The 18,730-nt window shown below is 43.5% G+C and carries 15 protein-coding genes; 6 read left to right on the forward strand and 9 right to left on the reverse strand.

Going from position 1 to position 18,730, the window contains the following annotated elements; genetic code table 11:
• Positions 1-339: 339 nt before the first annotated feature.
• From pdhA to MuYL_RS02435, 4 genes are all read left to right on the forward strand, one after another.
• Positions 340-1,335, forward strand: coding sequence for a pyruvate dehydrogenase (acetyl-transferring) E1 component subunit alpha (pdhA, locus tag MuYL_RS02420; protein WP_094569009.1), 996 nt, complete (start codon positions 340-342; stop codon positions 1,333-1,335).
• A 48-nt stretch (positions 1,336-1,383) separates the two neighbouring features.
• Complete coding sequence (locus MuYL_RS02425) at positions 1,384-3,063, forward strand: pyruvate dehydrogenase complex dihydrolipoamide acetyltransferase (protein WP_094569010.1); 1,680 nt, start codon at positions 1,384-1,386, stop codon at positions 3,061-3,063.
• A gap of 96 nt (positions 3,064-3,159) precedes the next feature.
• A complete protein-coding gene (locus MuYL_RS02430; RefSeq protein WP_094569011.1) occupies positions 3,160-3,498 on the forward strand; it encodes a hypothetical protein in 339 nt (112 codons plus the stop codon).
• A gap of 77 nt (positions 3,499-3,575) precedes the next feature.
• Positions 3,576-4,349: a M90 family metallopeptidase gene (locus MuYL_RS02435; protein ID WP_094569012.1), complete on the forward strand. Its 774-nt coding sequence runs from the start codon at positions 3,576-3,578 to the stop codon at positions 4,347-4,349.
• A gap of 45 nt (positions 4,350-4,394) precedes the next feature.
• On the opposite strand, the gene MuYL_RS02440 is transcribed toward MuYL_RS02435, so the two are convergent.
• From MuYL_RS02440 to MuYL_RS02465, 6 genes are all read right to left on the reverse strand, one after another.
• Positions 4,395-5,003, reverse strand: a complete 609-nt coding sequence (locus MuYL_RS02440; protein WP_094569013.1) for a hypothetical protein — start codon at positions 5,001-5,003, stop codon at positions 4,395-4,397.
• Positions 5,004-5,026: 23 nt separating this feature from the next.
• A complete protein-coding gene (locus MuYL_RS02445; protein WP_094569014.1) occupies positions 5,027-6,325 on the reverse strand; it encodes a M28 family metallopeptidase in 1,299 nt (432 codons plus the stop codon).
• A gap of 4 nt (positions 6,326-6,329) precedes the next feature.
• Entirely contained in the window at positions 6,330-8,201 is a 1,872-nt protein-coding gene (locus MuYL_RS02450; protein WP_094569015.1) for a M61 family metallopeptidase, read from the reverse strand.
• A gap of 143 nt (positions 8,202-8,344) precedes the next feature.
• On the reverse strand, positions 8,345-10,543 hold the full coding sequence (locus MuYL_RS02455; protein ID WP_094569016.1) for a right-handed parallel beta-helix repeat-containing protein: 2,199 nt from the start codon (positions 10,541-10,543) through the stop codon (positions 8,345-8,347).
• A 114-nt stretch (positions 10,544-10,657) separates the two neighbouring features.
• The gene (locus tag MuYL_RS02460; protein WP_211710230.1) at positions 10,658-11,455 is read right to left on the reverse strand and encodes a DJ-1/PfpI family protein; all 798 of its coding nucleotides are present in this window, start codon (positions 11,453-11,455) and stop codon (positions 10,658-10,660) included.
• A 236-nt stretch (positions 11,456-11,691) separates the two neighbouring features.
• Positions 11,692-12,948: a pyridoxal phosphate-dependent aminotransferase gene (locus tag MuYL_RS02465; RefSeq protein WP_094569017.1), complete on the reverse strand. Its 1,257-nt coding sequence runs from the start codon at positions 12,946-12,948 to the stop codon at positions 11,692-11,694.
• Positions 12,949-13,157: 209 nt separating this feature from the next.
• Between MuYL_RS02465 and efp the strand changes: the two genes are divergently transcribed.
• Positions 13,158-13,721, forward strand: a complete 564-nt coding sequence (efp, locus tag MuYL_RS02470) for an elongation factor P (RefSeq protein ID WP_094569018.1) — start codon at positions 13,158-13,160, stop codon at positions 13,719-13,721.
• Between the two features lie 64 nt (positions 13,722-13,785).
• Here efp and MuYL_RS02475 read toward each other — a convergent pair whose 3' ends face one another.
• The 3 genes from MuYL_RS02475 to MuYL_RS02485 are packed head-to-tail and all read right to left on the reverse strand — an operon-like array spanning position 13,786 to position 16,928.
• On the reverse strand, positions 13,786-14,214 hold the full coding sequence (locus tag MuYL_RS02475) for a DUF5990 family protein (RefSeq protein WP_094569019.1): 429 nt from the start codon (positions 14,212-14,214) through the stop codon (positions 13,786-13,788).
• 1 nt (position 14,215) lies between these two features.
• Complete coding sequence (gene pnuC, locus MuYL_RS02480; RefSeq protein ID WP_094569020.1) at positions 14,216-14,842, reverse strand: nicotinamide riboside transporter PnuC; 627 nt, start codon at positions 14,840-14,842, stop codon at positions 14,216-14,218.
• 31 nt (positions 14,843-14,873) lie between these two features.
• Positions 14,874-16,928 (reverse strand): M13 family metallopeptidase, encoded by a 2,055-nt coding sequence (locus MuYL_RS02485; RefSeq protein WP_245845746.1) that lies wholly within the window; start codon positions 16,926-16,928, stop codon positions 14,874-14,876.
• Between the two features lie 643 nt (positions 16,929-17,571).
• On the opposite strand from MuYL_RS02485, the gene MuYL_RS02490 reads away from it, so the two are divergent.
• Positions 17,572-18,711: an acyl-CoA dehydrogenase gene (locus tag MuYL_RS02490; protein WP_094569021.1), complete on the forward strand. Its 1,140-nt coding sequence runs from the start codon at positions 17,572-17,574 to the stop codon at positions 18,709-18,711.
• The last annotated feature ends 19 nt before the right edge of the window (positions 18,712-18,730 follow it).

Genomic DNA, 18,730 nt, shown 5'->3' on the forward strand with positions numbered 1-18,730 from the left:
TTAAATTGGACACCCTGTCTATTGTTGGCTACAAAACTATCTAAATTTTTTAAAATTGCAACAGAATGACTGTTTTTTTTCAACATTTGTGTCCGATTGTTAATTGCGAAAGAATTTATTCACAAAATGTCAAATTTTTAAATTTTTAATTGTGAATAATTTCCGGGAATTAGTGTTGTTTTTACACACGGTTTTGTTTTTTGGAGCGGCATTGAGCGGTATATTAAAAATATTACAAATCTTTTTCGCAAAATCGTCGTTTAATCAGCACAATGCAGTTTCTATATTTCATAGATATAATTAGATTTGCGCTTTATAATAATTGATCGTTTATAATACATGAGTTCAATCGAAATAAATAAGGACACCTACCTGATGTGGTACGAGTCAATGCTTTTGATGCGAAAGTTCGAAGAAAAAGCAGGGCAATTATACGGACAGCAAAAAATAAGGGGTTTTTGCCACTTATATATTGGACAGGAAGCCGTGTTGGCCGGAGCAATGTCTGTACTTAAACAAGAGGACAGCATGATAACCGCTTATCGCGATCATGCGCACGCTATTGCCAAAGGCGTTAGCTCAAATGCTATAATGGCCGAACTGTATGGAAAAGCTACCGGATGCTCAAAAGGCAAAGGAGGCTCTATGCACATGTTTGATAAAGAAAAACATTTTTATGGAGGTCACGGCATTGTAGGCGGGCAAGTTCCCCTGGGCGCTGGTATAGCCTTTGCTGAAAAGTATAAAGGGACCGAATTTTTGAACGTTGCTTACATGGGCGACGGTGCTGTGCGCCAGGGTGCACTTACCGAAACTTTCAACATGGCGGCGCTTTGGAAACTGCCGGTAATATTTGTTTGCGAAAACAACGGTTATGCAATGGGTACCTCGTTAGAGCGTACAACAGCACAAACTGACATTTATAAATTAGGCTTGCCTTACGGAATCCCTTCATCACCGGTTGATGGTATGGATCCGGCGGCTGTACATAAAGCGATGGATGAAGCTGCTCAGCGTGCCCGTGCCGGTGAAGGACCAACCTTCCTCGAAATGCGTACCTACCGTTATAAAGGCCACTCCATGTCCGATCCGCAAAAGTATCGTACCAAAGAGGAGCTTGAATCATACAAAGCAAAAGACCCTATTGAGTTAACCCGGCACACCATACTTTCGGAAGGTTACGCTGACGAAAAATGGTTTGAAGAAATTGATGCGAAAATAAAAGCTGAAGTTGACGAGTCGGTAAAATTTGCTGAGGAATCTCCATGGCCTGAGGCGTCAGAGTTATATACTGATGTTTACGTGCAGAAAGATTACCCTTATATAATGAGCTAATCGTTATATTTAAATTGAATTTATAAGAACTATTGAATCAAATAATATATGGCCGAAGTAGTTAAAATGCCTAAAATGAGCGATACCATGACCGAAGGGGTATTGGCAAAGTGGCATAAGAAAGTTGGTGATAAGGTAAAATCAGGCGATGTATTGGCCGAAATTGAAACCGATAAAGCCACCATGGATTTTGAATCGTACCAGGATGGCACCCTGCTTTACATAGGTGTTGAAGAAGGCAAAGCTGTTCCGGTTGATGCACTGATCGCTGTTATAGGAAAAGAAGGTGAAGATTACCAGGCTGCAATAAATGCGGCGGGCAGTGCTGCACCAACTGCTGAAAAGGCAGAAGCCCCTGCTGAAGCAAAAGCACCCGCAGCTGCTGAAGAAAAGAAACCTGCAGCCCCCGTTGAGGCAAAACCTAAAGTTGATAAAAGCAGTATCCCTGCAACGGTGATCCGTATGCCGGCCCTTAGCGATACCATGACGGAAGGCGTTATAAACAAATGGAACTTTAAAGTTGGCGACACTGTAAAAAGTGATGACGCGCTGGCCGATGTAGAAACTGACAAAGCCACCATGGAGGTTGTTGGTTACGAAGCCGGGACGTTATTATATATAGGCCCCAAAGAAGGCGAGGCTGCACCGGTTAATGGCATTATTGCTATTGTTGGTAAAGCCGGCACTGATATTACGCCCCTGCTAACGGATGACGAGGCCGCCCCTGCTGCAAAAGCAGAAGAAGCCCCTGCCGCCGAAGCAGCGAAAGCTGAAGAGTCGGACAGCCCGGCTGATGCTACTTCAACAGATGATAGTCGGGTTAAAGCATCACCGCTTGCCCGCAAAATAGCAAAAGAAAAGGGCATCAGCCTTAATGATGTAAAAGGCAGTGCCGAAGGCGGCCGCATTATTAAGAAAGATGTTGAAGAATACGTACCGGCTGCCAAAGCTGCTGCGCCTGCTGCTGTGGCAAGTGCCGCTCCTTCAGCAACACCTGCACCAGCTGCAAAACCGGCTCCGGCACCATTGGCGCCATACACCGGTGAGGAAAAATATACCGAGAAGCCGGTTAGTCAGATGCGGAAGGTGATCAGCAAGCGCTTAAGCGAAAGCTTGTTTACTGCTCCGCACTTCTACGTAACCATGAGCATTGATATGGACCAGGCTATAGCCGCCCGTACCCGTATTAATGAAGTGGCCCCTGTCAAAATCTCATTTAACGATTTTGTATTGAAAGCTTGCGCCGTGGCCTTAAAACAACACCCCGCTATTAACTCATCATACCTGGGCGATAAGATCCGCACCAACGAGCATGTGCACATTGGTGTTGCCGTTGCTGTTGACGAAGGCTTGCTAGTTCCGGTAGTGCGTTTTGCCGATGGTAAATCATTAAGCCGTATTAGTGCCGAAGTAAAAGACTTTGCACAAAAAGCAAAAGCAAAAAAACTGCAACCCTCAGATTGGGAAGGCTCTACCTTCACGATATCAAACCTTGGTATGTTTGGAGTTGAAGAGTTTACCGCCATTATTAATACACCTGATGCCTGTATCCTTGCCGTTAGCGGCATTCAGCAGGTGCCTGTTGTTAAGAATGGTGCAGTAGTACCGGGTAATGTAATGAAGGTAACCCTAAGCTGCGACCACCGCGTGGTTGACGGTGCAACAGGTGCCGCATTCCTGCAAACACTAAAATCATTACTGGAAGAACCGGTAAGGCTTTTGATATAATTTCAGAATTGGAATTACTGAAAAAGAAAAGCGATGGGAGGAATTTCATCGCTTTTCTTATGAATGACGATATTTACCTTACAATTTACTTCAGAAATGACACTTCGCAAAGCAGAAGCTCTACTAATGGCTATTGAATCTAATTTAGATGGACGAATGAAGTACCAATATGAGGTAATCAAACCGCATGGTTTCAGATTTAGGATAGAGGATTGCATAAGTGGTAAAATAAGTCATTTAGATTTTAATCTTAAGAAAGGTAGAGATGTTGATGTTGAATTTGCCTGCGATGGATTTAGCTTCAACTTCCCGCTGAAAAAAAACGTTGGGAGCATGGTTTTTAACTTAAATGATTTTAGCCTCCTGCTTGAATATGGGATAAAGATTGATGAAAATTCATCGAATCGCGGGTTGGATTTAGACGTTGAATTTTAAAACTTACTGATATAAGAAACCAAATTGTGATGGCTTTGTTTAATAGACCTTGTCCATAGTACTGCAAATACGCTCTCATGCTTTATATCATCATCCTAGTAGTTCTTTTAATAATTACCATTTACCGGCGCAAACGTAAAAGAGTGCTCACCCAGGTTATTCTTACCGATGCGCAAAAGAAGCTGCTGGCAAATGAGGTTGATTTTTATGACCAGCTTTCGGATGCTGACAAGGTTTATTTTGAAGATAAGGTGGAGCAGTTTTTAGACGATGTAAATATTGAAGGCGTAGGCCTGCAGGTAAGTGATCTGGACCGGTTGATGGTAGCCTCAAGTGCGGTGATCCCCATTTTTGGCTTTAAAGACTGGCGCTATCGCAACGTTACCAACGTTTTATTATACCCTGATACCTTTGATAAAGATTACCAATATGAAGCCGCTGATGGCCGGAATATTATGGGGATGGTAGGCTCCGGTTATATGAACGGACAAATGATTTTATCACGAAGCGCACTGGTGAAAGGATTTTCAAAAAGCTCCGGGAAAGAAAATACAGCTATTCATGAATTTGTGCACCTGCTTGATAAAGCTGATGGTGCTACCGATGGCGTTCCTGAAGACTTTTTGCCCTACACTTATGTAAAACCCTGGGTGCACATGATGCACCAGGAAATCCATAAAATTGAAATGGGCCACTCAGACATTGATCCTTATGCAACAACCAATGAGGCTGAATTTTTTGCCGTGGTAGCTGAATATTTTTTTGAAAAACCGGACCAGTTTAAGATAAAGCACCCGGAACTTTATGATACGTTAAGCAGAATCTTCGCGCAAGATCCGGCGAAGGGGTGAAGACTAATGACCCCGCCGCTGTTACAATGATAATAGTGGAATGCGCTAATTCGTAGGTATTAGCCCCTGCAGTTCCTGCCCCTTATATATCATATATAAACCATAACATGATGTGGCCACAGCAATCCCGATTCCTGTAAATGCAGAAACATTGGGTTGGGATAATGTGTGATTTAAGCTAAACGCGATACCTAAAACAGCTATTATAGTGCTCCAGGTTGCAAGGTAGTAATCAATGGTGCGTTTAAATACCCGGGCCAAAGGGTAAAAGTGAAGTCCTACAACCAATGCAATAACCGGGATAGTTAGCTCGGGGTGGCCAATGTTTATTACAACGTTTATGGCAATAAAGATTCCCAACCCCTCTGCACCAAAAACAATCCCGAACCACTTGCCCCTCTTTTTTTCTTCGGCTTTGTCTTCTTCCGATTCAACTTTTGGAAAATGGCCGGCTATCCTGAACAAGGAAATTCCATTAATTACAAAGGCTATGGCCAGCACAGGAAACGGGATCAGGCCCCAGGCATAAGCTGTACCATGCAAGCCACCGTACGCAATACCCGCCCATATAAGGGTAAAACAAGCCATCATCAGCAAGCCGGATGCAATGCCTTTCACTGCATCGGCGGGTATCAGGTGCGGTTGGTTATTCATTTTCCAGTTTAGGTTGTGTATGATTATTTTTCAAGTTTAGGGACTCTTTTGGGTGTATCTGCGCCCGAAACAATTCCCCTTGAACTTAATGCAATCGCCCGGATCGTTGCTGTGATGTTCGCAACATCAAGTGTGCTCAAGTCATCGCCAACGGTATGGTAAAATTTATCAATGTCAATCTGGTCTGTTGATATGGTATGCGCGGGAACGCCTACGGCTGCCAATGAGGCGTTATCGCTGCGATAAAACAGGTTCTGCTCCGGGTACGGATCCGGGTAAAATTTAAAGGCGGTTCCTTCCAGGTTCTTTTGCAGAATAGTGCCGAAATCGGAACGTTCAAAGCCCGTAATAAACGCAGAATTTTCGCCGAATTTAGAAGCTTTACCAATCATTTCTATATTGAACATAGCAACAACTTTATCAGGGTCAACCGTGGTAGCAAAATGCTGTGAGCCAAACTCACCAATCTCTTCAGCCGTAAAGGCTACAAAAATTAAGGTACGTGCATTGTTGTTAAGCTTTTTATAGTACTTAGCAAGCGTAATTACCGCTGTAGTGCCTGATGCATCATCGTCGGCACCGTTGGCAATACTATCGCCCTTTACCGGTTTAATGATCCCTAAGTGATCATAGTGCCCGCCAAAGATCACAGACTCATCCGGTTTGGTTTTGCCCGGGATCATTCCAACAATATTGAATAACGGAAGCTCTTCTGCTTTACCTGTATAGCTAACATCAAATGATTTAATGTCGTCATGATTGCCTAATACAAAAACCAGCGCCTGGTCGTCATTCTTCTTATTCGAAATGGAACCCTTTAAGGAGCGGGCTCTTAAATTTTGAAAAATGGCAGTAAACTGCGGATCAACCAGGATCAGCATTTTTTTGCCACTTTTTATATAGCTCATATATTCGGTGCGAAAGTTTTTGCCTGCGCCTAACTTAGCCACCTGCACATCGCTGTTGTTGGTCCAGTTAAGCATAGTGGCCCCGGTGCTGGCAAATACGCTGTCTTGCGGAATCATCCTGCCATTGATATTTACCAGCGTTTTAAGCGCGGTTGTACGCGTCATGGTAAAGTTTTGGCGAAAGTCTTTATTGCCGGTTAAAGGAACCAGTCCAGCCTGCTTGTATTGGCTCTCAATGTATTGTGCTGCTTTTTCAATGCCAGGTGTAAATGTTGCCCGGCCCTGCATGTCATCAGCAGATAAGGTTTTAATAACCTGGCCCACCTCATCTTGTTTTATCAATTTATTTACATCCTGTCCAAAGCTGTAAGTTGTTGCAGCCAGTAAGGCTAATGCTATTATGGTTTTTTTCATGTTTTTATTTGACTTTTGATGATAGCCAATTGTTACGAAATATTTGTTGTTCTGTTGTTAAAGTTTTACCGGCCTTCTCATTAGTAATTACCTCAAGTGCCGGGTTTTCTTCCAAAACTACAGTGGTTTCGTGGTCGCCGGTGCGGTTCTTATAGTTCACTACCAACTTATCGCCGATGTTTTTTGTTGCCACAATATCGGTAAATGATTTTGCATCGGTTATATCTTTTCCGTCGGCTTTTAATATAATATCGCCCGCATCCAGCCCGGCTTTATAAATAGGTGTGCCCTGTACGGTGCTTGTTTGTATAGGTAAGCCCACAGCACCCGCTGTTCTGGCCACGCCTGAACGCCCGCGCGTTTGTGCCACTGATAGCGGCCCGGCCCATGCTTTGCCGGCGGCACCCTTTTGCAATATTAATCCGGCTTTTGCAAGCAGGCTTTCATAGTCGTTTTTATCAAGGCCGTAAATGAACTTACTAAAAAAATCCGCTGCAAATTTGGGGTTTTTAGTAACCTGGCCAAGGTCGGCCTGCAAATCGGGAATGGTGTACGGCTTCATCACTTTACCGCGGTTAAGCCAAACGGTGCGCATGTAGTCGTCGAGCGTAAGGTTAAAGTCGCTGCGCAGGCGCAGGTCAAGCGCCAGGGCTATCGCACCGCCATAAACGTAATAACTTGTAAATACATTGTTGTTGTTATTTGGATCGATGGAAACCCCGGCATCAGCAAACACCGAGTAGCGGCTCATTTGCGGCGCTGAATAATTTTTTGAGGCGGGTTTGTTTAATACAGAATTAACAAGACCGGCAATAGTGCCAGTATAATCATCAATATTCTGGAACCCGGAGCGAACCAGTAGCAATTCGCCATAATATTGGGTAAAGCCTTCGGCAAACCACAACTCACTGCTCATATTGGCATGCTCAAAGTTAAACGGCTCCAATGATTTTGGACGAATGCGTTTTACATTCCAGCTGTGAAAGTATTCGTGCGAGAAAGTGCCGAGCAGGGCAACCTCATTACCCTCCACTTTAGTAGCAGGCTGCACAATGCAGGTTGAGTTGCGGTGCTCCATTCCATCGCCCGATACAGTTGGATACACGTCATCCAAAAAAGTATATTCTCCATAATCGTAAGCGGGTAATTCGCCAAAAACAGATTTCTCCTCTAATGCCATTTTTTGTACCATCCTGCTAAAATTGTCAATCACGGCCTGGCTATCATCCGAGTGCACGGTAAGGTTTATTTTCTCAGTCTTGCCATTGGTATTTACAACATTCCAACTGCTTATTTTATAATCAGAAAGCTCAGTTGGGCTGTCCATCATATATTGCATATCTGGCGCGCTGTAAATTTTACCGCTTTCATGCTTAAGCTGCGAAGCCACCCGCCAGCCATATTTATCAAGATCATTAAACTCAAACTGGATCGGGCGTTTTTCAAGCCCCGGGATCCACATAAATGTAGCAGGCATGTTTAAGTGGGCATGGCTGGGGTCTATCCCTGCATAAGTGCCGTCGGTAAGATTGGCAAATAAGGTATAGCTTATTTTTACCGTTTCGGAATGCGGGCCAACTTCATATACGTCGCCTTCAATTTGCTTTATGGCTACTGGTTTCCCCCTGCCGTCGGTGGCGGTTACATTGTAAATGTTTTTGCCAAACTCATGCGTGGCATAACGCCCGGCTGATGAGCGGCTCATGCGCACTTTAAAATTGCCATCGGGTGCCTGTGGCACAAACATCACTATTTCTGCTTCGTGGTGGGCTGCATTAGGAAATGAAACCGAATAAAATATAGGCCTCACCGGTTGCTGGGCCATTAATGCAGACGTTATAAAACAAATTCCTGCGAGTAAAAATAATTTCTTCATCTATATAAATTAACAGCGATGAAATTACTGAAAGTAGTTGTAAAAGTTGTAGTTGTTTTAAAAGTTACAGATTTGGGGATGTTATAGGGGTTGAAAAAATTATAAAAGGTTAGTGCGTTCAATTATCTACACCATTACAACAACTATTGCTTCTCAACAACCAGATTCAGCATTCCGTAATCGTCATACTGCGCCTGTTCAATCCTGATGGTGTGCCTGCCATTTAATTTAATAAAGGCATCTTTATGGTTGTCTTCATCATTTTTTAATTTGGCTGGGTCCCAATTTTCAATAATCAGTTTATCATCAACATAAAGCTTTACTATTTCCGAGGCACTTATTCCTATCCGGTAAACACCATCCGGAACATCAACCTCGCTGGTTGAAACAGTGGCTACTCTTTTCCTGGCAATGTTTTTGCCAAACCCCTTCCCGAAGACGTTGCCGATCTCCCTACCCTCAGTAGTCTTAACCGGTGTGCCGCTGATCAGGCTTTTAAATTGTTCAGGGTGTTTTACAGGATCGTTCTTCTCATCAAAAATAAACCATTTCATTTGCCATTTATAGGGGATATCAAGTTCCCGGTAATGAAAAAAGTAGGGGCTGCCGGCTTTATTTTTTACGCCAAAAGGCGAGGCAATAGCTTCTCCTTTATATTCCATTTCAATATCAATATCGTCCAGGGCTGAATTATTTTTTTGTACAATAAGCTGTGCCGGAAATATTCCTGACGAAACAGACGGGCCTGAAGCTCCTTTGATATTAACTATCTTCCATTTTCCGTTTGGCCCCATCAGGTCAAAATACATTTTGCCGGCGCTATCCGTTTTTGTTAACCACAGCATGGGGTACTTAAAATTGTATGGCCCCCATTGATCCATCATAATATATTTTCTGCCTTTAGGATGACCCGCAGGCAGCATTGCATTTTGTCCGCCTGCTATACCATTTACCCGCGGAAAATAGCCGCTGTCAATCACCGGCTTTATTCCGTCGCCAACATTATTAAACACAAGTTCTTTTACCGTGGTATCCAGCTTTTGCTGCATAACGCTGCCGGTTATTTTGTTGTTAGCTATGTTTACTTGGCTGGTGTTATTGATATTGAAAACATTTTTAACATTGCTAAAAGCGTTATTGCTGATATCGTAATTCATACTCCGGGTATCCTTTTTTTGAACATAGCTATAGCTCTTGGCCATTTTTGGGTTCGACCATAACTCAATCCCTACTTTATCGCCGTTAAAGGAATTTTGGGCGATAATATTGTCACGCCCATGCTCAATAGCAATGGTTGACATGTTGCCGCCAAAATCATTATTGGTAATAACAGTATTGTAACTGAAGCCTCCCCATATCCCATGCCAGCAATCGTGAACAATATTATGGATGATTTTATTTCGACTAAAAGTAAGCTCAATGCCATTGGTTGGCGCGTATGAAAAATTATTTGAAAAAAGCAGGTTGTCATTGCAGCCGCCTTCGCCTGTATCCATACTGGTTTGGCCGGCCCACAAAAAGAAACCATCGCCCGAGTGCGTTACGGAGTTGTATGCAAAGATATTGTCGTTACATTGCTCAAACACCAAAATGCCCGCCGAGTCCTGTCCGCGATAGTAAACGCCATCGCTGTAGCCCCGCACGTTCCAATCGAGCTTGTTGTACATTACATTGTTCCGGCTGCTGCGGTACATGCCTATCCCCAGTCCCGAATTAAAGGAGAAATTGTTGTTGTAAATCCTGGCGTCGTTGCAGCTGGTAACCATTAGCCCACACTGGCCTTCCGTAATGATATTGCCATGGATGTCTGCATTGTTGCAATTACGCAAATAAATACCCGCACCATAACGCAGCCATTCATCGTGTTCGTTGTGGTGGTAACTCTGCCAGTCGGCAAGGTCCTCCCGGTCCCGCGTGCTGTTAAGATGCTGTTTGTAGTTGTAGCTAAAGTCGCTGTTTATTATATGGAGTGCATTTATACCCAGGGCCATCAAACCCACTTTGAAGCCCTTGATTGTAAGATTATTTATGGTGATGTTTTTGCCGCTTTTTATAATAATGCCTGTGCCTTTAAATTTGTCAGGATTTTCATAGTCAGCGCTCCCTTCTATAACAGCACCGTTAAAATTGACGGTGATGTTATCACCCTCAATAATAACGGGAGCCACCGATAACGAGTCGGCGCCTTCAAAATGATAGGTTTTATTTTTTATGGTTACCGATTGTCGGATCACCATACCCTTAACCAGGGAAACCGTCTTAGTTTGTGCAAATGAAAGCCGGGCTGCCGAAACACAGCACAATAAAAAAAGAAGAGGAAGGGAGTTTTTTAAATACTTCATCACGGAATAATATCCCGCAAATTAAATCAATCCAGCCAATTATACCATAGCATGATACAACATCCTTTTTTCGGTTTACAGTGATTATGAAGTACGCGCAAATTTGAAAAGCGTTTACTTATTAATCACCAACCCGTTCTCTGGTACCCACTTATCGTACTCTATAGCCTCGGCCACACCCCGTGCATAAGCCCGGCCGCGGAGTTTTTCAACCACATGTAATGCGCCGTCTATTCCTGCTGAGATGCCGGCGGTTGTAATTACACTGCCATTATCAACAAAACGGGTGTTAGCCAAAACTTTGGTTTTTGGATAAGCCTTCTGCAGGTTCTCAATTTGTAAATGGTACGTGGTGGCAGTTAAATTATCCAATAAACCCGCTTTGCCGAGTATAAAAGCGCCTGTGCAAACGGAAAAGTACGATTGAACTTTTTGTTTTTTTATCCACGCTATCACCGTACTGTCAATAACTCCGGGGCCGGTATCGCCGCCAAAAACGGCAAGGATATCTGCGGGAGGCGCATCATCAACTGTATAATCGGGCGTTACAAATAGTATAGTTTGTGCGCGAAGCGGTTTATAGTTTTTTGAAACGGTGAAAACATTAAACCCAGCGGCAATAAAAACTTCCATAGGCCCGGCAAAATCCAAAACCTCCACACCATCCTGCAGGTAAAAGCAAATGGTAACCGGTTTTAGCGCCAGTTGTTTTTTAAAATCACTCAGTTTGGTTTTTACCAATACCATACCGCAATGCGGGCACTTACCGGGCTTATCAAACTGTAAGTTATCACAGCTGCCGTTACATGGGCCGCATACATAAATGTCCGGGTCGGTTTGTGCCGACGGCTGGGCAAGCGAAACTTTTATGCCGATTAAAGCAAGAAGTATAAGCAGGTAGATTTTTTTCATGAGCGATAAAGGTTGCTGAATAAGATATAACTATCAGATTATAAATAGTTTCAGTTGTTACAAACATGCGGAGCAATTATCAATAAATAACCGGGAGCAGGCTGACCAGAAATGAAAACCTGAATAACTTTTACTGTTCGAAATGTTAGGAATAAGAGATGGGTAGCGCGGATATAAAAATGGCGCTGAAGACTTTGAAAGTCGTCAACGCCATTTACTTTCAGCAAAGTGCTGTTTTATTTTAGTTTGGCTAATGCCTCTTTTATGCGCGGCAATAATTGCCGGATATCTTCCAGCGTGCTGGCGCCTACTGATGCCCTGAACCATGGCGTATTGTCATCGGTACCAAAAGCCGAGAATGGAACAAAAGCCACTTTTGCTTCTTTGATCAAATAAAAATTGATATCTGTTGATGATTTTAACACCGTGCCATCAGGCGTAGTTTTGCCGGCATAATCAATTTTTATGGTGAGGTAAATGGCCCCCATCGGCTCAATGGCATCTACATTAAAGCCATCTGCCTTTAGCTGCTGAAAACCGGTATAAAGTGTATTTAAACTCTGTTGGATATTGCCTTTTAGCTCAGCAAGGTAGCTGTTAACATCATCATCGTGTTTTAAAAATTTTGCCATAGCAACTTGCTCAGGCTTTGGTGACCATGCACCCATGTGGCCCACAATTGCCTTCATGTGGCTGATTACATTTGTTGGCCCAAAGCCCCAGCCTACACGCACGCCCGTGGCAGCAAAACATTTTGATGCACCGTCAACAAAAATGGTTACATCTTTTAACTCAGGGCGTAAGCTAACCGGGTTAAAGTGCTCGTGCTTTCCGAAGGTTAGCTGTGAATAAATCTGATCGTATAATAAATAAAGCGGTTTCTCACCAGCTTGGCGGGTTTTGTTTTCGGCAATCACCAGGTCACAGATCTCTTCCAGGTCTTTTTTGGTGAACATGGTGCCTGTAGGGTTAAGCGGCGAGCAAAGTGCCAGCAAAGTAGCGCCTTTTAAATGAGGGGCTATTTCGTTAGCGGTAGGCATGAAGTTATTGCCGGGCGATGTTGGAATAATAACAGCCTCGGCTTTAAGCAGATCGCAATAATGGTTGTTGTTCCATGACGGGGCCGGGAAAACCACCTTATCGCCCGGATCAACCACAGCTAAAAAGATGGAGTAGATCAACGGCCTTGATCCACCCGATACCAGGATCTGGTTGGGGGCATAATCCAGGTTAAACCTGCTTTTTAAAAATGCCGAAACACTTTCACGCAGGTTAAGCATACCATCGGCAGGCGGATAATTAGTTTGATTGTCGGCATAAGCGTCAACAATACCTTGTTTTAACGGTGCCGGTATGGGGTAAATATTGGAGTCGAAATCACCGATGGTTAAATTGGCAATATTTTGTCCTTGCCGTTTAAGTTCGTTTATTTCGCCTGCTATTTTGATAATTTCTGACCCATGCAGATTTTGGGCTAATGAAGAAACACTCATGTTAATGTGCGTATTAGGATGTGTAATTATTGCTGTGCAAATGTGCGGATTTTAATTCAAAATTTGAAAGATGCTATGATTCCATAACGGGCTTTAATGCATGGATCAGTTACTGCCTGCGGCCAACTGCCTGACGACTACAGGCTGCAGCTTCACTCTCTTGTTTCTTTGCCTTTAACTCCCTAAGTTTGCGCCTCAATTATATTGTTATGTCAAAAGCATCCGAAATTAAAAATGGCAATATCATTCGTTTTAACGGTGAATTGTTGCAGGTAGAAGAATTTTTGCATCGTACGCCGGGTAACTTACGCGCTTTTTACCAGGCACGCATGCGTAATGTTAAATCAGGAAAATTGGTTGAATACCGTTTCCGTACGGATGAGGATGTGACCATTGCCCGTGTAGAGACAAACGACTATCAATATTTATATGAAGACGGCGACTCGCTGGTAGTGATGGATAACACTACTTTCGATCAGCACAACGTGCCAAAAACACTATTTGGGTCGGCAGTTAAGTTTTTAAAAGAAGGAATGAACGTGATTGTTGCTTTCGAAAGCGAAGAGCCTATAATGGGTTCGATCCCGGGATCAGCTGAATTGGAGATCACTTATACAGAGCCTGCGGTTAAAGGTGATACCTCTACCGGCGCCATGAAAAATGCTACTGTTGAAACCGGTGCCGAAATTAAAGTGCCCTTGTTTATCAATATTGGCGATAAGGTAAAAGTGGATACTACCACCGGATCATACGTTGAGCGGGTGAAGGCTTAAGGGCCCTGCTTCTACAGTAATTCTAAATAGTTTAAAGGCCTCCGGTTCGGGGGCTTTTCATTTTTTAGCGTTTGGCATGCCAGCCCGCAAAAGGCTTAACCGTTGCGCAAGCCGGGCTTCCGTCTTTGCCGGTGCCAGGCACAAATGTTTCCAGTCCTGCTATTGCCCCGTCAATCAGGTGCCAGGTAATTCCTGTTAGCGGCACTTTCAGTCTCCGGTTCCAGGCGGAGTCTTGTCCGGCAAATGCGCCAATGCCGATATAAATGAATTTATTTAAAGGAACACCCTGAACAAAAGGGCCGCCAAATTCGGGAAGTTCATCTTTTTGCCGGTTGCCTTTAATTTCAATATCCAGCTCAAAATGCAGGTCATCCAGTGCTGAAACCTGTGCCTGGGTGATCGCGTATTTATGTCCGTGCCCCTTTTGCAATGCGTAATGCACGTTAACAGGCGGCTTTTGCAGGTGGATGTGCAGCTTGAGAGATTCGCTCATTTTATGCTGTTTGTTTTTTATAGTCTTTTTTCCAGTCAATATAGCCCATTATGGCTATTACAACATAAGCAGCGTACATAATTGCTGTGAGGTCAAGGTGCTTAAACAAGTAGACGGCTACATAAATTATATCCACAAAAACCCATATTAACCAGTTCTCCAAAACCTTTCTCGCCATGTAAAACTGGGCCACCAAACTGCAGGCGGTACAAAAGCTATCCAGGTAAGGGAATGAGGCGGGCGTATAATGCAGTACGGGAGCCAGTTTAACCAGGGTATAACCAAGCGTCGGTGTGACCACGGCCACCAGGATAGACGCATATAAAATTTGCCTTGCAGTGATCAATACAACCGGCCTTTTAATTTCAACGGTATGTTTACGGCTCCAAAAATACCAGCCATAAATATTCATCGCCATAAAATAAAATTGCAGTCCCATATCTGCATACAGGTGGGCGCTAAAAAAAATAAAGATGTAGAGGCCTACACTTATTATAGCAAATGGCCAGTTCCATATGTTGTTACGCGCGGCAAGATAAACGCATAGCAAACCGGTAATTACACCCAATGTTTCCAGTAACGTTTGATGTTGCAGCCAATTCTGAATTGAATGTACGATACCGGTCATGCTTACAAATACTGTTATGCTTTACTGTTTGTTACCAGATCTTAACGCGTTTATCCGGATCAAGCCACATCTTATCGCCCTTTTTAATATCGAAAGCCTCGTAAAACTCCGGAACGTCAGTAAACGGGCCGTTTACCCGCATAAAACCGGGGGCATGTTCATTGGTAAGGATCTGGCTCGATAATAATTCTTTTCTTTGCTGCCCAAGCCATCCTAATGAATAGCCCAGGAAAAACCGTTGAATTGGCGTTAATCCATTTATCTCTTTTCCTTCTTTGTACTGATCTGTTTTCTTAAAGGCATCCAGCCCAATAACAATGCCACCTAAATCGGCAATATTTTCACCCTGCGTTGCTTTGCCGTTTACATGCAGGCCATAAATGCTGTAACCGTTAAATTGATTAATAAGCATTTGGGCGCGCTGTGTAAATTTTACCGAATCCTGTGGCTGCCACCATTCTTTCAGGTTGCCTTCAGCATCAAACTGGCGTCCTTCATCGTCAAAGCCATGGGTCATTTCGTGCCCTATGGTTGATGCGGCTGCGTATCCGTAAACTACCGCATCATCAACATTATCGTCCTTTACTCCAGGGATCAAAAACTGAGCGGCTGGCAATACAATCTCGTTATTTGAAGGGTTATAATACGCATTATACGTTTGCGGTGTAATACCCCATTCGGTGCGGTCAACAGGTTTGCCTAATTTATTGGCTTCGTACTTATGCCAAAAAGTATTGGCCCGCATCACATTCAGCGCATAAGGCCCCCGGTCAATGGTCAACGTTGAGAAATTTTTCCAGTGGTCAGGGTATCCTACTTTGGGGTTTACTTTAGCTAATTTATCATAAGCCTTTTGCTTGGTAGGTTCGCTCATCCAGTCCAGTTTTTCAATATGCTCTTTAAAGCTGGCGCGCATGGCTTCAACCAGGTTTACATAGCGCTCTTTTGTTTTTTCCGGAAAATACTCCTTCACAAAAATTTGTCCCAATACTTCACCCATAAGGCCGTTTTCTGTGTCTAATACACGTTTCCAGCGGGGAAGTTGCTCTTTATTGCCCGACAATACCGTCCCGTAAAATCTGAAGTTTTCGCTGTCAAAAGGTTTGCTCAGGTATGATGCGTACGAGATCACCAGGTTTTTACGCAGGTAGTTTTTCCAATCGACGATACTATAGGCACTCAATGCTTTATTTAAAGCGCGGTAATACTCCGGTTGACCAACTATAACAGTGTCAACATTTTTGTAGTCCATTTTTTCAAATGTTCCCTTCCAGTCAATAGCCGGGGCAAGTTTACTGAGGCCGGCTAAAGGCATTTTGTTGTAATTGCGGTAAGGGTCGCGCAGGTCCTCCAGTTTCCTTGAGCTGCTGGCGAGGAAAGTTTCGAGCGCATACGTTTTTTTGCTGGCAGCAATTGCCTCGCCTGAGTTCAGGCCCGAAAGTTTAAAGATGATCGGCAGGTGTTTTAGCTGGTAATCGGTCCGGATATCAACACTGTGCGCATCGGTATTAAAGTAATAATCGCGGCTGGGCAAACCAATACCGCCCTGGTAAAGCTGCAGCAAATTTTTATTGCTGTTTTTTGCATCCTGACCAATTCCGGCAGCTATGGGCGTTTCAACCCCTATGGTTTGCAGGTGCGCAAACTCATCGGCCAGGCCTTTAATGTCTTTTACACGGTCAAGTTTATCCAGTTCGGGTTTGAGCGGGTCCAAGCCCTCTTTTTCAATATCAACGGTGTCCAGGCCGCTAAAATAAAAGTCGCCAATCTTCTGCGTATTGCTACCCTTGGGCGCATTAGCTGTTAACGCTTCAACATTGATCTTCTTTAACCGGTCTCTTAATTCTTCTTCAACCACATCACCAATTCCCCATGAGGAATAGGCAGGCGGGATAGGGTTTTTTTTGAGCCAGCCATTGTTGGCGTACTTAAAAAAATCGTCTCCGGGCTTTATGGTTTGATCCAGGTCCCTGAATATCACATCATTATCAGCATAGTTTTTCGTCTTCCGGTTGCAGGACAATAGAAATAACATACCAATGGTGCCCGCCAAAACGGCACGCAACGCCAATTTTTTATTTATCATTTTATTTAATGTAGCTAATATAATACAGCAATGTTCGAAATATGGGACATAGTATTCCCCTTTTCCTGACTTTTGTACAGTGTGTTTGCTATTTAGAACAAAGAAACGGCAAAAAAGTATGTTTTATTTGATCAAACTTAAAATTTAGTTAGCTAATTATTGCAATAATTGTAACATTTATATTACAATGTTGGTTTAAATGCAATTTAATGGACAGCCGGTATTTTATGCTCTTTTTATACCCAAAAGGGGGGCAAACCGACGGCGTTAGTTGTTAAATAAGTAAAAACCAACAGGTAACAACGCTGCTGTGTCAAATCGACACAAAAACCAAAATTAACTCCTTTTTAGCCTTTAATCATGCACGGGCTTTAAAACCGGCAAAACTTGTGGCGCAACATTTGTGTCTGAATGAACAGCCCTGCATACCAGCTGTGAAAAAAAGATAAATCATCTACCTATGAAAAATCTTTGTTTTGAATTCTCAGGCGCCCAAGCTGAGCGTTTTTGTTCTTTGTTTTGGGTTTAATCAATAGTTTAAATTAATTAGGGGAAAGGGAGCTTCAAAAGAGCTCTCTTTTTTTGTATATATTTTTTACTATGCATGCATAATATTATTTTTGCTGGCAAGATCCTATAACACATGTACTTTGAACTAACAGAAGAACAAAAAATGATTCGCCAGGCTGCACGTGATTTTGCGCAGAACGAACTTAAGCCCGGCGTAATTGAGCGTGATGAACACCAGAAATTTCCTGCAGAGCAGGTAAAGATGCTGGGCGAGCTTGGTTTTTTAGGGATGATGGTATCGCCTCAATATGGTGGCAGCGGCATGGATGCTATATCCTATGTACTGGCTATGGAAGAGCTTTCAAAAGTAGACGCCTCCGCCTCGGTAGTGGTGTCTGTAAATAATTCGCTGGTATGTTACGGGCTTGAAAAATACGGCAACGATTTCCAAAAAGAAAAATACCTGGTACCACTGGCCAAAGGAGAGAAGTTAGGCGCTTTCTGCCTTTCGGAACCCGAAGCCGGCTCTGATGCCACCTCGCAGAAAACCACTGCCATTGATATGGGCGATCATTATCTGCTTAACGGGGTGAAAAACTGGATCACCAATGGCAGCACCGCATCAACCTACCTGGTTATTGCACAAACGCATCCCGAAAAAAGGCACCATGGCATTAATGCTTTAATTGTGGAACGGGGCATGCCGGGTTTTGAAGTAGGCGCAAAGGAAAATAAGATGGGCATTCGTGGGTCTGATACCCATTCTTTAATGTTTACCGATGTTAAGGTGCCCAAAGAAAACCGGATAGGAGAAGACGGTTATGGGTTTAAGTTTGCTATGGCTACGTTAGAAGGAGGCCGCATAGGCATTGCTGCACAAGCATTGGGCATAGCAGCAGGTGCTTATGAGCTGGCGCTCAATTATGCGAAAGAGCGAAAAGCATTTGGTAAAACCATTGCCGATTTACAGGCTACCCAGTTTAAGCTGGCTGATATGGCCACCGAAATAGAGGCTGCACGTTTATTGTGCCTGAAAGCCGCCTGGCTAAAAGATAAAGGGCTGCCTTACGCACAGGCCAGTTCAATGGCTAAACTATATGCAAGCGAAGTAGCTATGCGCACTACCGTTGAAGCCGTTCAAATTCACGGCGGCTATGGCTTTGTTAAGGAGTACCACGTGGAGCGCCTGATGCGCGACGCCAAGATAACCCAGATTTACGAGGGAACTTCTGAAATTCAAAGAATTGTCATATCGCGGGAGGTGCTTAAATAAATTGATAAAAATTTAATAG

Source organism: Mucilaginibacter xinganensis, assembly GCF_002257585.1.
GTDB classification, from domain to species: Bacteria; Bacteroidota; Bacteroidia; order Sphingobacteriales; family Sphingobacteriaceae; genus Mucilaginibacter; species Mucilaginibacter xinganensis.

Coding starts and splice junctions, on each gene's coding strand:
- pdhA (WP_094569009.1), top strand. CDS start 340: ATGAGTTCAATCGAAATAAATAAGGACACCTACCTGATGTGGTACGAG.
- MuYL_RS02425 (WP_094569010.1), top strand. CDS start 1,384: ATGGCCGAAGTAGTTAAAATGCCTAAAATGAGCGATACCATGACCGAA.
- MuYL_RS02430 (WP_094569011.1), top strand. CDS start 3,160: ATGACACTTCGCAAAGCAGAAGCTCTACTAATGGCTATTGAATCTAAT.
- MuYL_RS02435 (WP_094569012.1), top strand. CDS start 3,576: ATGCTTTATATCATCATCCTAGTAGTTCTTTTAATAATTACCATTTAC.
- MuYL_RS02440 (WP_094569013.1), bottom strand. CDS start 5,003: ATGAATAACCAACCGCACCTGATACCCGCCGATGCAGTGAAAGGCATT.
- MuYL_RS02445 (WP_094569014.1), bottom strand. CDS start 6,325: ATGAAAAAAACCATAATAGCATTAGCCTTACTGGCTGCAACAACTTAC.
- MuYL_RS02450 (WP_094569015.1), bottom strand. CDS start 8,201: ATGAAGAAATTATTTTTACTCGCAGGAATTTGTTTTATAACGTCTGCA.
- MuYL_RS02455 (WP_094569016.1), bottom strand. CDS start 10,543: ATGAAGTATTTAAAAAACTCCCTTCCTCTTCTTTTTTTATTGTGCTGT.
- MuYL_RS02460 (WP_211710230.1), bottom strand. CDS start 11,455: ATGAAAAAAATCTACCTGCTTATACTTCTTGCTTTAATCGGCATAAAA.
- MuYL_RS02465 (WP_094569017.1), bottom strand. CDS start 12,948: ATGAGTGTTTCTTCATTAGCCCAAAATCTGCATGGGTCAGAAATTATC.
- efp (WP_094569018.1), top strand. CDS start 13,158: ATGTCAAAAGCATCCGAAATTAAAAATGGCAATATCATTCGTTTTAAC.
- MuYL_RS02475 (WP_094569019.1), bottom strand. CDS start 14,214: ATGAGCGAATCTCTCAAGCTGCACATCCACCTGCAAAAGCCGCCTGTT.
- pnuC (WP_094569020.1), bottom strand. CDS start 14,842: ATGACCGGTATCGTACATTCAATTCAGAATTGGCTGCAACATCAAACG.
- MuYL_RS02485 (WP_245845746.1), bottom strand. CDS start 16,928: ATGATAAATAAAAAATTGGCGTTGCGTGCCGTTTTGGCGGGCACCATT.
- MuYL_RS02490 (WP_094569021.1), top strand. CDS start 17,572: ATGTACTTTGAACTAACAGAAGAACAAAAAATGATTCGCCAGGCTGCA.